The organism is Streptococcus mitis (assembly GCF_946190115.1).
GTDB lineage: Bacteria > Bacillota > Bacilli > Lactobacillales > Streptococcaceae > Streptococcus > Streptococcus mitis_CO.
Window position 1 is genome coordinate 135,461 of sequence record NZ_CAMHZG010000003.1, and the last position, 14,406, is coordinate 149,866.

The following is a 14,406-nucleotide window of genomic DNA, read 5'->3' on the forward strand; positions in this document are numbered from 1 at the left end:
GACCTCTATTATAATAAAAAATTGGAAGTTAGGAAACTATGGACTTAAAAAAGGAATCAAAAAGATTAGGCAAACGCTTGCACAAAATTCCAAAAAGCGCTATCATAGACTACAGATTATTAAAATAATGAGGTAAGAAGATGCAAGAAAAATGGTGGCACAATGCCGTAGTCTATCAAGTTTATCCTAAGAGCTTTATGGATAGCAACGGAGATGGAATTGGCGATTTGCCAGGAGTTACCAGTAAGTTAGACTATCTAGCCAAGCTAGGAATCACAGCGATTTGGCTTTCTCCTGTTTATGACAGTCCTATGGATGATAATGGATATGATATTGCTGATTATCAAGCGATTGCAGCTATTTTCGGGACCATGGAGGATATGGACCAACTAATCGCTGAAGCTAAGAAACGTGATATTCGTATCATCATGGACTTGGTGGTCAATCATACCTCAGATGAGCATGCTTGGTTTGTCGAGGCCTGTGAAAATCCTGACAGCCCTGAACGTGACTACTATATCTGGCGAGATGAGCCCAACGATCTAGATTCTATCTTTAGTGGATCTGCTTGGGAATACGATGAAAAGTCAGGTCAATACTATCTCCACTTTTTCAGCAAGAAACAGCCTGATCTCAACTGGGAAAATGAAAAACTTCGCCAGAAAATCTATGAGATGATGAACTTTTGGATTGATAAAGGTATTGGTGGTTTCCGCATGGATGTCATTGACATGATTGGGAAAATTCCTGACGAGAAGGTAGTCAATAATGGTCCTATGCTCCACCCTTATCTCAAGGAGATGAATCAGGCGACCTTTGGAGATAAGAATCTCTTAACAGTAGGGGAAACATGGGGAGCAACACCAGAAATTGCTAAGCTCTACTCGGATCCAAAAGGGCAAGAGTTGTCTATGGTCTTCCAGTTTGAACATATCGGTCTTCAGTATCAGGAAGGTCAGCCTAAATGGCACTATCAAAAAGAACTGAATATTGCTAAGTTAAAAGAGATTTTCAACAAATGGCAGACAGAATTAGGAGTTGAGGACGGCTGGAATTCACTCTTTTGGAACAATCATGACCTTCCTCGTATCGTCTCAATATGGGGAAATGACCAGGAATACCGCGAAAAATCTGCCAAAGCCTTTGCAATCTTACTTCATCTCATGAGAGGAACTCCTTATATCTACCAAGGTGAGGAGATTGGGATGACCAACTATCCGTTTGAAACGCTGGAGCAAGTAGAAGATATTGAATCCCTCAACTATGCGCGTGAAGCTCTTGAAAAAGGTGTTCCGATGGAAGAAATCATGGACAGTATCCGTGTCATTGGTCGTGACAATGCCCGTACCCCTATGCAATGGGACGAAAGCAAAAATGCTGGTTTCTCAACAGGTCAACCTTGGTTGGCAGTGAATCCAAACTATCAAGCAATCAACGTTCAAGAAGCGCTGGCAAATCCAGATTCTATTTTCTATACCTATCAGAAACTGGTTCAAATCCGTAAGGAGAATAGCTGGCTGATTCGAGCTGATTTTAAATTGCTTGATACGGCTGAAAAGGTATTTGCCTATATCCGTAAAGATGGGGACTATCGTTTTCTAGTTGTGGCTAACTTGTCCAATGAAGAGCAAGACTTGACCGTAGAAGGAAACGTCAAATCGGTCTTAATTGAAAACACCGTGGCTCAAGAAGTTTTTGAAAAACAAATCTTAGCTCCATGGGATGCTTTCTGTGTGGAATTACTATAAATATTTTTTACAGAAAAATTTAAAATCGAAATCGTATAAAAACAAGGGAAGACTGTATGAAAGACAGAGATTCTTTGTTTTTTTATGACTAAAGTTTATAAATTTTCATTCTCGAAATTCAATTAACTTTACAAATTCCCACTATTTTGGTAAAATAAACTTATGTTACAAAAACTAACATAAAGGAGAAAGAAGATGACTACAAAAAAGCGTGTCCTTAGTGCGGGCCTGACTTTTGCAGCTGCCTTGCTTTTAGCTGCTTGCGGTCAATCAGGTTCAGATACAAAAACTTACTCATCAACCTTTAGTGGAAACCCAACTACATTTAATTATTTATTAGACTACTACGCTGATAATACAGCTATTATTACTAACCTAGTTGATGGCTTGCTTGAAAATGATAACCATGGAAACCTAGTTCCATCTTTGGCAGAAGACTGGTCTGTTTCAAGCGACGGTCTGACTTACACCTATAAACTGAGAAAAGATGCCAAATGGTTCACAGCTGACGGTGAAGAGTACGCCCCAGTCAAAGCACAAGATTTTGTGACAGGGATTAAGTACGCAGTGGACAATAAATCACAGGCCATTGACTTGATTCAAAACTCGATCAAGGGATTGAATGATTATATTACAGGAGTGGATTCTGACTTTTCTAAGGTTGGGGTGAAGGCCATTGACGACCAGACTGTTGAGTATACTTTGGCACGTCCAGAGCCATACTGGAATTCAAAAACAACCAATAGTATTCTTTTCCCGGTAAATGAAGAGTTTTTAAATTCAAAAGGGAAAGATTTTGGTACCCTATCTCCAGATAGCATTCTCTACAGCGGACCTTATTTGTTAAAAGATTTCACATCAAAATCATCTATCGAGTATGTGAAAAATCCGCATTACTATGATCATGATAAAGTATCAATTGAACATGTTAAATTGGCTTACTTTGATGGTTCAGACCAAGAATTGACTATCCGTAACTTTGAAAGTGGAGCTTATTCTATCGCTGGGGTTTATCCAAATAGTTCTAACTTTGCTAAGACCAAGGAAAAATATAAGGATAATATCGTCTATAGCTTGCAGGACAAGACTTCTTGGTATTTCAATTTTAACATCAATCGTAAGGCCTACAACCACACATCTAAAACGACAGATGAGCAGAAGAAATCAACTGAGACAGCTGTCTTGAACAAGAACTTCCGTCAAGCGGTGAACTTTGCCTTGGATCGTACAGCCTATTCTGCTCAGTCAAATGGGGAAGAAGCAGCAAGCAAGACCCTTCGTAACACCCTAGTACCTCCGACATTTGTCCAAGTTGGAGACAAGACCTTTGGAGAAGTAGTCGCTTCTAAATTGGTCAACTACGGAACAGAATGGTCAGGTATTAACTTGGCAGATGCTCAGGATGCCTATTTTAACAAAGAAAAAGCCCAAGCAAAATTTGCAGAAGCTAAAAAAGAATTGGCGAGTCAAGGTGTGACCTTCCCTATTCACTTGGATGTGGCAGTTGATCAGACAAGTAAAAATGCCGTGACAGGCATGAACTCAGTTAAGCAGACCCTTGAATCAGTTTTAGGTGCTGATAACATCGTCATTGATGTTCAGCAACTTTCAACAGATGATTTTAATAATGTAGCCTTCTTGGCACCGACACCAGCTGATCGAGACTATGATTTGAACTTTGATGGTTGGGTAGGTGACTACCAAGATCCGTCAACTTATCTTAATCCTTTCAATGCTGAGGATGGATTCTACCTCAAGATCTTTGGTCTAGATGCTCAGGAAGATAAAGCTAAGATTGCTAGCCTGGGTCTTGATACTTACACCAAGATGCTCAAAGATGCAGATAGTGAAAATAAAGATGTAGCCAAACGCTATGAAAAATATGCTGAAGCACAGGCTTGGATGATTGACAATTCTCTGATTATGTCAGCCATGTCAAGTGGTGGTACAGCATCTGTAACCAAAGTAACGCCATTTACAAGAGGGTATTCACTGGTCGGTATCAAGGGTGATGGCAATAACTACAAGTACATGAAACTGCAAAAAGATACTGTTACAACTAAACAGTATGAAGAAGCCAAAACTAAATGGGAGCAAGAAAGCAAAAAAGCAATCGAAAAAGCTCAAAAAGAAGCAGAAAAGCATGTTAAATAATAAGGAGCAGTTCTATTGGATGGTTTTTATAAAGCCGTCTTAATAGGGCTGTTTTTTGGCTGTACGGGCTAGTAGTTGTCTAGTTATGTTGAATGGTAAATGAAATGTTGTATTGATTTTGATGGTTTAATGCTCAATGAAAATTAAAGAGCAACTGGGAAGCTAGCTCAAAGTACAGCTTTGAGGTGGTAGATAGAACTGACGAAGTCAGCTCAAAATACTGTTTTGAGGTTGTAGATGGACGCTGACGTACTTTGAAAAGATTTTCGAAGAGTATAAGTGCTTATGATGTCCAAATAACCTATATCTAAGAATGTTTATAAACTAGGTAAATGTAGAACTTACCGTAAAAAAGTGATATAATAGTAGCATTAAATGTATAGGTGTTAATCATGAGTAGACGTTTTAAAAAATCACGTTCACAGAAAGTGAAGCGAAGTGTTAATATAGTTTTGCTGACTATTTATTTATTGTTAGTTGGTTTTTTATTGTTCTTAATCTTTAAGTACAATATACTTGCTTTCAGGCACGTTAATATAGTAGTCGCAGTTTTTGCTTTAATGGTGGCTGTGATTGCCGCAATGTTAATAATTTATAAAAAAGCAGAAAAGTTCACGATTTTCTTTTTAACACTTGCTGTGTTAGTGAGTTCAGTTTCTGTATTTGCTCTGCAACAATTTGTAGGATTTACAAGTCATATTAATGCAACTTCAAATTATTCAGAGTATTCCCTCAGTGTTGTTGTTTTAAAGGATAGCGATATCAATAATGTTGCCCAATTATCTAGTGTTATGGGGCCAACAGATACGGATAATGAGAATATTCAAAAGTTAATAGCTGATATTAAGACGAGTCAAAATAAGGATTTGACAGTTGATAAAAGTACTTCTTACTTGTCAACTTATAAAAGTTTGATTTCTGGAGAGGCCAAAGCCATTGTCTTAAATAGTGTATTTGAGAATATTATTGAAGCAGAGTATCCAGATTATGCTTCTAAAATTAAGAAAATTTACACTAAAAAAATGACCAAGGATGTTGAGACCCCTAAGGTATCTAAAGATCGTTTCTTTAATATCTATGTCAGTGGTATTGATACTTACGGTGCCATTAGTTCAGTTTCGCGCTCAGATGTCAATATTCTGATGACGGTCAATAGGGATACGAAGAGAATCCTTCTTACAACAACTCCACGAGATTCATATGTTCCTATTGCTGATGGTGGAAACAATCAAAAGGATAAATTGACTCATGCTGGTATATACGGGGTTGATTCATCTATTCATACCTTAGAGAACCTTTATGGAGTAGATATTAATTATTATGTTCGTTTGAATTTTACCTCATTTTTGAAATTGATTGACTTGTTGGGAGGGGTAGATGTTCATAACGATCAAGAGTTTTCAGCTCTACATGGGAAGTTCCATTTTCCAGTGGGAAATGTCCATCTAGACTCTGAGCAAGCTCTAGGTTTTGTGCGTGAACGCTACTCACTAGCCGATGGAGATCGTGACCGTGGTCGCAACCAACAAAAGGTTATTGTAGCAATTATTCAGAAGTTAACTTCTACAGAGGCCTTGAAAAATTATAGTAGTATTCTTCAAGGATTGCAGGATTCTCTTCAAACAAATATGCCGATTGAGACTATGATGGATCTAGTGAATACTCAGTTGGAAAGTGGAGGAAATTATAAAGTAAATTCTCAAGATTTAAAAGGGACAGGTCGGATGGATCTTCCTTCTTATGCAATGCCAGACAGTAGTCTCTATATGATGGAAATAGATGATAGTAGTTTAGCTACAGTCAAGGCAGCTATACAGGATGTGATGGAGGGTAGATGAAATGATAGACATCCATTCGCATATCGTTTTTGATGTAGATGATGGGCCAAAGTCGATAGAGGATAGCAAGGCACTTTTAAGAGAAGCTTATAATCAAGGGGTTCGAATGATTGTGTCTACTTCACATCGTCGAAAAGGAATGTTTGAAACTCCAGAAGAAAAAATTGCAACAAATTTTATTAAGGTTCGTGAAATTGCAAAAGAAGTAGCAGATGATTTAGTCATTGCTTATGGAGCAGAGATATACTATACTTCGGATGTTCTAGAAAAGCTAGAAAAAAAAGAAATTCCTACCCTTAATGATAGCCGTTATGCTTTGATTGAGTTTAGCATGCACACTCCCTATCGTGAGATTCATACGGGATTGAGTAATATTTTGATGTTGGGAATCACACCAGTAATTGCTCATATTGAACGTTATGATGCTTTAGAGAATAATGAAAAACGCGTTCGCGAACTGATTGATATGGGTTGCTATACTCAGATAAATAGTTATCATGTTTTAAAACCTAAGCTCTTTGGTGAAAGATATAAATTTATGAAAAAGAGAGCTCGGTATTTTTTGGAACGTGATTTAGTTCATGTAGTTGCAAGTGACATGCACAATTTAGACAGTAGACCTCCATATATGGAACAGGCATACGATATCATTGCTAAGAAATATGGAGCGAAAAAAGCGAAGGAACTTTTTGTAGAAAATCCCAGAAAAATTATAATGGATCAATTAATTTAGGAGAAAATATGAAAGATCAAAACACTTTGGAAATCGATGTATTTCAACTATTCAGAACTTTATGGAAAAGAAAGTTAGTCATTTTATTAGTGGCAATTATAACTTCTTCAGTTGCTTTTGCCTACAGTACTTTTGTTATCAAACCTGAGTTTACTAGTACGACTCGGATTTATGTAGTTAACCGTAATCAAGGAGAGAAGTCTGGTTTAACAAATCAAGACTTGCAGGCAGGATCGTACTTGGTTAAAGACTATCGTGAAATTATCCTATCGCAGGATGTTTTGGAGAAAGTTGTTTCTGATTTGAAACTAGATTTGACGCCAAAAGGTTTGGCTAGTAAAATTAAAGTGACAGTACCAGTTGATACCCGTATTGTTTCTATTTCAGTTAATGATCGAGTTCCTGAAGAGGCAAGCCGTATCGCTAACTCTTTGAGAGAAGTAGCTGCTCAAAAAATTATCAGTATTACTCGTGTTTCTGATGTGACAACACTGGAGGAGGCCAGACCGGCGATATCACCGTCTTCGCCAAACATTAAACGCAATACACTAATTGGTTTTTTGGCTGGGGTAATTGGTACTAGTGTTATCGTTCTTCTTCTTGAACTTTTGGACACTCGTGTGAAACGTCCGGAAGATATCGAAGATGCACTGCAGATGACACTTTTGGGAGTTGTACCAAACTTGGATAAGTTGAAATAGGAGAGAGAGATGCCGACATTAGAAATAGTACAAAAAAAACTGGAGTTCATTAAGAAGACAGAAGAATATTACAATGCCTTGTGTACAAATATACAGTTGAGCGGAGATAAACTAAAAGTGATTTCCGTTACTTCTGTTAACCCTGGGGAAGGAAAATCAACTACTTCCATAAATATAGCATGGTCGTTTGCGCGTGCAGGCTATAAAACTCTTTTGATCGATGGAGATATTCGAAATTCGGTTATGTCAGGAGTTTTTAAATCTCGTGAAAAAATTACAGGGCTAACAGAATTTTTATCTGGGACAACTGATTTATCTCACGGTTTATGCGATACAAATATTGAAAATTTATTTGTAGTTCAATCGGGATCTGTATCACCAAACCCTACGGCCTTGTTACAAAGTAAAAATTTTAATGATATGATTGAAACCTTGCGTAAATATTTTGATTATATCATTGTTGATACAGCACCTATTGGAATTGTTATTGATGCAGCCATTATCACTCAAAAGTGTGATGCGTCCATCTTGGTAACTGCAATGGGTGAGGCGAATAAGCGTGATGTCCAAAAAGCGAAACAACAATTAGAGCAAACAGGAAAACCATTTTTAGGTGTCGTTCTCAATAAATTTGATATTCAACGTGAAAAATATGGCTCTTACGGTGGTTATGGTAATTACGGTAAAAGATAAAATGAGGTTAGGGAGGCCATATAGAAGGACGGGATTTCTATAATATAACTATGGTAATCTTATAGAATGTACCTGTTAGTTTACTAGCTTATATACTGATTGCAATTTCAGAGACCGATATTTCTTCAAATAATATTCGGTCTGTTTGGAAGAACAATTGAACTGAGCCTTCTAATGCATTATTGAGAACTCATATATTACTGAAACAAATAACTTTTCTTTAGGTGGAGAAAAGTTTTATCTGACATAGAGGATAAAAGAATTATATCTCTGAGAATCATTGAGTAACAAAATATATATTGATTTTTTGTAGTTGCATGTGCTGCCTGATTTCATTTGCCGAATGGAAATAAAATGAAAAATGAAAATGGAATTTATAGTTGGAGAATGTTTATGTACAGTATAATAAAACGATTAGGTGATATTTTATTATCTTTAATAGGGATAATGATATTGTGTCCGATTTTTATGATAATTGCAATTGCGATTAAGCTTGATTCAGAAGGTCCGGTTATATTTAAGCAAAAACGCTTTGGTATTCATAAAGAATATTTCTATATTTTGAAATTTAGGTCTATGAAAATAGATGCACCTAAAAATGTGGCACCTCGAAACTTACATAATCCAGAGCAATGGATTACAAAAGTAGGGGCTTTCTTGCGAAAAACATCTTTGGATGAACTACCACAATTGTTTAATATTCTTATTGGTAATATGAGTATTGTAGGCCCTAGACCAGCGGGTATAAATGAACTAGATTTGATTGCAGAGAGAGATAAGTATGGAGCAAATGATATCTTGCCAGGGTTAACTGGATGGGCACAAATTAACGGGCGTGATACTTTATCTGTTGAAATGAAGACAGAGTTAGATGGCTACTATGTTAAACATCTGTCTTTGATAATGGATATTAGATGTATAGTTAAGACAATACCTTACGTACTGAAACGAAAAGGTATTGTAGAGGGTAGTGGTAAGAAAGAAAGTTAAATTGGACAATGAAAATACTATTTGTTTGCCAACATTATAAGCCGGAACCATTCAGGTTGTCAGATATTTGCGAAGATTTAGTCCGAAAAGGACATGAGGTATCTGTTTTAGCTGGGATTCCTAATTACCCTGAAGGGAAAATATACGCAGACTATCGTCATAATAAAAAAAGACGTGAGATTATAGAAGGTGTTACGATCTATCGTTCTTACACAATTCCTAGGAAGAAAAGTGTTGTATTTCGATTGTTGAACTATTTTAGCTTTGCAATTAGTTCTACTTTAGGAGTTTTATTAGGAAAGTATAAAACGAAAGATGGATCGAATTTTGACTGTGTGTTCGTTAATCAATTGTCTCCAGTTATGATGGCATGGGCTGGTATGGCTTATAAAAACAAGTACAAGAAGCCTCTGTTTCTATATTGTATGGATGTTTGGCCAGATAGTTTAACTGTAGGGGGAGTGAAACAAGATGGCTTGATTTTCAAGTTGTTTAAATTTATCTCAAAAAAAGTTTATCGAGCTAGTGATTATATATTTGTAACTAGTCCATCATTTAAGAATTATTTTGTGAAACAATTTGATATATTAGAACAAAAGATTACTTATTTGCCACAATATGCAGAAGATCTGTTTATCCCTGATGAATCGAAAGTTAATAAAGAAAGTGTTGACTTAACTTTTGCTGGTAATATTGGTAAAGCACAAAATTTGGAAACTATTTTGAAAGCTGCCAGCTTGATAGAAAAGAATGCTGATTTACCCAAGAAAATTCATTTTCATTTTGTTGGAGATGGTACGGAATTGTTAAGAATGAAAGCATTAGCTTATGAATTGGAGTTGAAGAATGTTTCCTTTTATGGAAGACGTTCTTTGGAAGAAATGCCTACCTTCTATAAAAAATCAGATGCTATGTTAGTTTCTTTAATAGGAGACTCGATAGTTTCTCGTACTATACCTGGGAAGGTACAATCTTATATGGCGGCAGGGAAACCAATTATAGGTGCAATTTCAGGAGATACTAAAACAATTATAGAAGAAGCAAAGTGTGGTTTTGTCAGTCCTGAACAAGATGCGGAACAATTAGCACAAAATATTTGTGAGTTCAGCATGTTATCTGTAGAAGAACAAAAGGAGTTAGGAAAGCAAGCTCGTTATTACTATGAGAAGCACTTTTCTAAAGAGCAGTTTATGGCACAGTTAGAAAATTATTTGAGAGAGGAATTTTCCTCATGAGAATTTTAATGATTAATAGTGTTTGTGGTATTAGGAGTACAGGAAGAATTTGTACGGATATCGCAACCGCTTTAACAAAAAAGGGTCATGAAGTTAAGATTGCATATGGACGTGAGCATGTGCCGACACAGTATAGAGATTACGCGGTTAAGATAGGGTCTGGAATGGATGTAAATAGGCATGTCTTACAAGCTCGAATTTTTGATGATGCTGGTTTTGGAAGTAAAGCGGCAACTAGGAAATTTATCACTTGGGTGAAAGAATATAATCCTGATATCATTCATCTTCATAATCTACATGGCTACTATATTCATGTAGGAGAATTATTTTCCTATTTAAAGACATGTGGAAAGAAGATTTTATGGACTTTACATGATTGTTGGGCTTTTACGGGACATGGTGCTTACTTTGATACTTTAGAATGTGAGAAAAATGGACGGTGCTATCATTCAAGTCAAAAAAACGATTATCCAAAGTCATTAACTGATTTTTCATCTAGAAATTTTAAACGTAAAAAACAATTGTTTACAGGGATTCCAAATTTAACGCTTATTACGCCATCGGAGTGGTTGGCAAATTTGGTAAGAAATTCATTTTTGAAAGAATATCCCGTAACAGTCATTCATAATGGTATTGATACTACTATATTTAAACCAAGGCTATTAGAGGCTAAGAAACTGAGAAAAAAATTCCGCTTAGAAGGAAAACAGGTATTGCTTGGTATAGCTTCTATCTGGGATCAGCGTAAAGGCTTGGATGATTTATTAGAATTATCTGCACAGCTAAAATCTTATCAACAATTAGTTTTGATAGGGTTATCAAAAGAACAATTGAATAAACTTCCTAAAGAGATTATTGGTCTGGCCACAACAGATAGTGTGGAAGAACTTTCTGCTTGGTACACATTGGCAGATGTATTTATCAACCCGACAACACAGGATAATTATCCGACAACTAATTTAGAAGCTATTGCCTGTGGGACACCAGTTGTGAGCTACCCAACTGGGGGGAGTATAGAAAGTACACATATGTACGGTATAGTGTGTAGTGATAGAACTGTTACTTCTATACTAGAATCCCTAAAAGAAGTGAGTCAATGTAAAAGAAATCCTAATTTTAATTTGTCAAAAGAGTATTTTGTGGAAAATATACTCAATTTATACTAGTGGAACTGGAGTTGATATGATAAAGATTTTATACGTTAACGGCGGGACTATGGATAGAGGCGGTGTATCTACCTTTATGATGAATGTTTATGAAAAAATGCATTCTGAAAAAATTCAAATTGATTTTTTAGTCCATACATTGTCCAAAGGTGTACGCGATGAAGATATTTTAAATCTTGGGGGTAAAATCTTTAGAGTTCCTGCCAGAGGAAAGAATCCTCTAAAAAATTATCGCCAAATTAAACAAATTATGTTGGATGGAAATTATGATGTAGTTCATGCGCATGCTGATGCAGGAAATAGTACAATCTTATCTATTGCAAAAGAGTGTGATATTCCTATTCGTATTTCACATTGCCATAATACAAACTATACAAACAAAAGTTTATTAAAGAAGTTTTTGAATGAGCAACTCAAGAAGCAAATTCCTAGATATGCTACTCATCTATGGGCTTGTTCGGAAAAAGCAGGAGAGTGGTTGTATGGGAATCACTCTTTTGAAGTTATTCCTAATGCTATTGATGTTCAAAAGTTCATCTATAGTCCACAACTATCTAAAGATTTACGTAAGGAATTAAATTTAGAAAATAAATTTGTTATTGGCCATGTGGGGCGATTTGATTATCAGAAGAATCATGATTTCCTTCTTAAAGTTTTTGCGGAAGTTGTACATGAAAGAGAAGATGCTCATCTCGTTCTGATTGGTAAGGGAGAATTGGAAGAGGTTATTAAAAAGCAAGCAAATCAATTAGGAATATTGGATAAGATTAGTTTTTTAGGTGAGTCTTCTAATGTGAACAAATTGATTAATGTATTTGATGTAGGTGTTTTCCCATCTCTTTTTGAAGGTTTTAGTATAGCTATGGTAGAGATGCAAGTCAACGGTTTACCATTAGTAGTTTCTGATACTGTTCCAAGTGAGATTAATTTAACTGATAATATACGTTTTTTATCATTGGATGAAACAGTTAAATATTGGTGTGAAACGATTTTGGAGATCAAAGAACGGGATACTGGGGCAGTTGATAAAATTATTGCTAAGGGTTATAACCTGTCTGATATGGTTAATAAGTTAACAAAAACTTATGAAAGAATTCTAGATAAATCATGAAAAAAGTATTATTTGTAACTAATATTCCATCGCCTTATCGTGTGGATTTCTATAATCAACTTGGGAAATTTGTAGATTTAACTGTTATTTTTGAAGCAACAGGAGCTCAAGATATTAGATTTGATTACCGTGAGACTTTTAAAAATTTTACCGCCATTTTTTTAAGTGAAGGTAATATTGATGAGAAGAAATTAAATTCAGCTATATTTCAGTATTTAATTCCTGAAAAATATGACTATATTTTTTTGACTAATTATTCTTATCGAACAGAATTATTTGGTTATTTAAAGTGTGTTTTTTCTAAGATACCGTTTGTATTAGAAATTGATGGTGGTAAGATACCAGAAAGCGAGAATTTTTTAAAATACCAGTTTAAAAAATTTATTCTTACAAAACCTTGCTATTATTTTAGCCCAAGTCAGTCCAGTGATGATTTCTTAGCGCATTATCATGTGAATAAAGAAAATATTTATCGGTATTCATTTACTTCCTTGTCAGAGAAAGACATACGATATCAAATTGTCGATGAGAAAGAAAAACAATTTTTAAGAAAGAAACTGGGATTCAGTCCAACTAAGAAAACAATTTTATTTGTTGGTAGAATCATCCCTGGTAAAGGTGTGGATGTTCTAATCAAGGCTGTTCAGAATTTATCAGACAATGTACAATGTTTAATTGTAGGGCCAAGTCCCGATAGTGAATACAAACAATACTTGCTTACTCTTATTGGACAAGATAGCCGTTTTCATTTTATTGATTTTTTACAGACATCTGAACTGAAACAATACTACAAGCTATCTGATATATTTGTTTTACCAACAAAGTCGGATGTTTGGGGACTTGTTGTAAACGAGGCAATGTCGCAGGGACTTCCTGTTATTTCTACATCTGCATGTGTTGCTGCAATTGAACTTGTTTCGAATGGTTATAATGGATATGTTATTGATAGGGTCGATGACTGGAAAGCTATTTTTCAAAAGTTAAGCCAAGTATTACAAGATGACTCATTACGAGTTCAATTATCTCAAAATGCTTTATCTACTATTAGAAACTACACTATCGAAACAATGGTTGAAGAGCATTTGAAATTTATGGAGGAAAAATGAGGATATCTATTGCAATGACAACCTATAATGGAGCAGATTATCTGCTAGAGCAGCTAGAATCGCTTCGTACTCAGAGTTTAATGGCTGATGAAGTTATTATTGTTGATGATTGTTCAACAGATAATACAGTTGATTTACTTAATATGTATATTCAGAAGTATCATCTCGATCATTGGATATTGATTAAAAACTCATCTAATATAGGTTGGAGAAAAAACTTTAGAAAAGCGCTTCAAAAGACAACAGGAGATGTAGTTTTTCTTTGTGATCAAGATGATATTTGGAATAAAGATAAAATTTCACTGATGGTAAAAGAGTTTCATAAATCGCCATCAATAGAACTATTGGCTAGTAACTATGAGATTCTCGATTTTGGTAGAAATGATAAAGTCAAGATTAAGGATGTTGAGTTAGATAATGGTGCTGTAGTCCCGTTTTCGTTAAAAAACAAGAGTATTTCTGTTATGAGACCAGGATGTACTTTTGCAGTTAAGCGTGAGTTAATAGTTCTGTTAGAAAAGTATGATATAGATAGATTTGGCCATGATAATATTTTATGGAATCTAGCTATGATAAGAGGAACTCTATATCTATACTTAAAACGCTTAATACATTTTCGTCGCCACGAAACAAGTGCTTCTGCTCCTAAGCAATCTCTTAATCGTGAACGGCGAGTTGTTGAAGTGGATACGAGTCATCAAATTGCAGTTTTCTTACTTGATGTGGCTCGTAAAGAACATTTAGACATAAAAATAATTTCTCAACTTGAAAATATGGCAATGGTTCTTGAGAGACGTAGAGATATTTTAAAAGATGGTACTCTGATGCAAATAGTTCATTTCCAATTGAAGTATTATACTTATTATCCTACATTCCGCAATTTATTATCGGATATATTAGTGTTTTTGAAAAAATAATGAGAGAGAAGAGT

Annotated in this window: 12 protein-coding genes; all 12 read left to right on the top strand. The window is 35.3% G+C overall.

The features are described from left to right. Positions 1 to 140: 140 nt before the first annotated feature. Positions 141 to 1,748, top strand: coding sequence for a glycoside hydrolase family 13 protein (locus N8L90_RS02620; protein ID WP_261024009.1), 1,608 nt, complete (start codon positions 141 to 143; stop codon positions 1,746 to 1,748). A 195-nt stretch (positions 1,749 to 1,943) separates the two neighbouring features. Then, positions 1,944 to 3,902: a peptide ABC transporter substrate-binding protein gene (locus tag N8L90_RS02625; RefSeq protein ID WP_261024010.1), complete on the top strand. Its 1,959-nt coding sequence runs from the start codon at positions 1,944 to 1,946 to the stop codon at positions 3,900 to 3,902. Between the two features lie 392 nt (positions 3,903 to 4,294). Further along, on the top strand, positions 4,295 to 5,740 hold the full coding sequence (cpsA, locus tag N8L90_RS02630) for an LCP family glycopolymer transferase CpsA (protein ID WP_153193581.1): 1,446 nt from the start codon (positions 4,295 to 4,297) through the stop codon (positions 5,738 to 5,740). A gap of 1 nt (position 5,741) precedes the next feature. Further along, on the top strand, positions 5,742 to 6,473 hold the full coding sequence (cps4B, locus tag N8L90_RS02635; RefSeq protein WP_000565324.1) for a capsular polysaccharide biosynthesis protein Cps4B: 732 nt from the start codon (positions 5,742 to 5,744) through the stop codon (positions 6,471 to 6,473). 8 nt (positions 6,474 to 6,481) lie between these two features. Then, positions 6,482 to 7,174 (top strand): capsular polysaccharide biosynthesis protein CpsC, encoded by a 693-nt coding sequence (gene cpsC, locus N8L90_RS02640; RefSeq protein ID WP_261024011.1) that lies wholly within the window; start codon positions 6,482 to 6,484, stop codon positions 7,172 to 7,174. A gap of 9 nt (positions 7,175 to 7,183) precedes the next feature. After that, complete coding sequence (locus N8L90_RS02645) at positions 7,184 to 7,867, top strand: tyrosine-protein kinase (protein ID WP_261024012.1); 684 nt, start codon at positions 7,184 to 7,186, stop codon at positions 7,865 to 7,867. A gap of 354 nt (positions 7,868 to 8,221) precedes the next feature. After that, positions 8,222 to 8,857, top strand: coding sequence for a capsular polysaccharide biosynthesis protein Cps4E (gene cps4E, locus N8L90_RS02650; RefSeq protein ID WP_000787302.1), 636 nt, complete (start codon positions 8,222 to 8,224; stop codon positions 8,855 to 8,857). An 8-nt stretch (positions 8,858 to 8,865) separates the two neighbouring features. Continuing rightward, positions 8,866 to 10,092, top strand: a complete 1,227-nt coding sequence (locus N8L90_RS02655) for a glycosyltransferase family 4 protein (protein WP_004248660.1) — start codon at positions 8,866 to 8,868, stop codon at positions 10,090 to 10,092. 8 nt (positions 10,093 to 10,100) lie between these two features. Next, positions 10,101 to 11,258 carry a glycosyltransferase gene (locus tag N8L90_RS02660; RefSeq protein ID WP_232616441.1) on the top strand — a complete coding sequence of 386 codons (1,158 nt, stop codon included), beginning with the start codon at positions 10,101 to 10,103 and terminating at the stop codon, positions 11,256 to 11,258. Between the two features lie 16 nt (positions 11,259 to 11,274). Further along, positions 11,275 to 12,369: a glycosyltransferase family 1 protein gene (locus tag N8L90_RS02665; RefSeq protein ID WP_000590692.1), complete on the top strand. Its 1,095-nt coding sequence runs from the start codon at positions 11,275 to 11,277 to the stop codon at positions 12,367 to 12,369. Further along, a complete protein-coding gene (locus N8L90_RS02670; RefSeq protein ID WP_000756508.1) occupies positions 12,366 to 13,475 on the top strand; it encodes a glycosyltransferase family 4 protein in 1,110 nt (369 codons plus the stop codon). Before N8L90_RS02665 ends, N8L90_RS02670 begins: the two co-directional genes overlap by 4 nt. Beyond that, a complete protein-coding gene (locus N8L90_RS02675) occupies positions 13,472 to 14,392 on the top strand; it encodes a glycosyltransferase family 2 protein (RefSeq protein WP_001222838.1) in 921 nt (306 codons plus the stop codon). Before N8L90_RS02670 ends, N8L90_RS02675 begins: the two co-directional genes overlap by 4 nt. The last annotated feature ends 14 nt before the right edge of the window (positions 14,393 to 14,406 follow it).